Source organism: Paenibacillus sp. 01T422 (assembly GCF_056398785.1).
This window is the reverse complement of sequence record NZ_JBFTQB010001105.1, coordinates 1-1,800: the sequence shown is the minus strand read 5'-3', so window position 1 is coordinate 1,800 and position 1,800 is coordinate 1. Positions and strand designations below refer to the sequence as shown.

Genomic DNA, 1,800 nt, shown 5'->3' with positions numbered 1-1,800 from the left:
GTGTAGGGCTTATCGGCGGTTCACTGGCCTTATGTTACAAAGGAAAACCGGGTTTTACCGTTGTCGGGCATTCTCCGAATCCGAAATCCGTGGATAAACTGCTCAAACGGAACGTGGTTGATGTTGCAACAACGAACATGGCTGAGGCAGTTGACGGGGCTGACTACATCTTCCTATGCGTGCCGGTTGGGATGTTAGAGGAGTACGTTCAACAATTGATGAAGCTCCCGCTCAAGAAAGGCTGTATCATCACTGATGTGGGCAGCACGAAGGCAAGCATTACGGAAAGTGCAGAAACCATGGTAAAAGATGGCGTTTTCTTTATTGGTGGTCATCCAATGGCAGGCTCCGAACGTCACGGCGTTGAGGCAGCGTCTTCGCATCTTTTTGAAAATGCCTTTTACGTGTTGACCCCAGCTGAGGGTACACCACAGGCGGAGGTAGACCGCTTAACCGAGCTGCTCAAGACGACAAAAGCGCAAATTGTGCAGGTCGGTGCACGTGAACATGATGATATCGTTGGGGCGATCAGTCACCTACCACACATTATTGCGGTTGCGCTGGTTAACCAAGTACGAGGGTATAACGAAACTAATCCTTTATATCAGAACCTCGCTGCTGGGGGCTTCAGAGACATCACGCGCATTGCATCAAGCGAACCAATGATATGGCGGGATATTTTAGTAAACAATCGAGAAGTGCTGCTCAAGTTGCTTTCGGATTGGAATTTCGAAATTTCCCGTTTCATTGAACTCATCGAGACTAGTGATGGTGAGGGAATCGTTGAACAATTCCGTATTGCGGGCGAATTCAGAAGCCAGCTGCCAGAGCGCAGAAAAGGTATGATCACATCATTATTTGACATTTATGTCGATATTCCAGATCATCCTGGTATTATCGGACAAATCACAACATTATTAGGTAATGCTAGAATTAATTTAAGTAATATCCAAATTATTGAGAGTCGTGAAGATGTGCCTGGCATTTTGCGTTTATCATTCCGTAATCAGGAAGACGCAGATCGCGCAGCAGAGCTGCTTAACGGGCCTTACGCGGTTCATGTTTAGAATAAAGTGTGCACACTAATAAGCTGATTTCGCCTCTTTTAGAACGTTCAAAAAGAGGAGAAATCAGCTTATCTTTTATTCTATTGAAATTGATTCTCAAATAAAAAACTTCGTGCTATAATGACATCGTTCATATTAATATTACAAACTTCTAGGTGTGGGGCGAACGAGATGAAGCTATGGATGATGTTAAAAAGCATGTTGATTATTATTATTATTTTTGTTAATTTTTTCCCCTCATTTGTTAGTGCGAACAATGTCATTTACTCGAAGGAAGTTGCGGTTCTCGTGTATCATCACATCGATGATCAAGTTGAGGGCTCTGTGACTATTTCGACCAAATTATTTGAGCGACAGTTAGGTGCGTTGCAGCGGCAAGGATACAATTTCATCACGATGGATCAGTTCAAGAGTTTTATGAAAGATGGAGCGAAAATTCCTGACAATGCTGTTCTAATTACTTTTGATGATGGGTACGAAAGTTTCTACACGAATGCTTATCCAATCCTCAAAAAAATGCGTATACCAGCCGTGAATTTTGTGATTACCAAAGATTTGGATAATCCGACAGCAACATTGCTGCCTTCCTTGTCCAGGGATCAAATTAGGAAAATGAGAAAAGAATTCTCAAGCATTGATTTTCAGCTTCATTCGGATCAATTGCACGTCATGAAAGATGGCAAGCCGATGTTGAACAACAAAATCACGAATAACGGCGTAACCGAGACTCAGG

2 protein-coding genes are annotated in these 1,800 nt (G+C 42.9%); both read left to right on the top strand.

From position 1 onward, the window contains the following. Nucleotides 1-1,067, top strand: a 1,067-nt coding sequence (locus AC1DUA_RS36085) for a prephenate dehydrogenase (RefSeq protein ID WP_477504311.1), incomplete at its 5' end; no start/stop codon positions are given. 171 nt (nucleotides 1,068-1,238) lie between these two features. Further along, the coding region (locus tag AC1DUA_RS36080) for a polysaccharide deacetylase family protein (protein ID WP_477504310.1) at nucleotides 1,239-1,800 on the top strand (562 nt) is incomplete at its 3' end.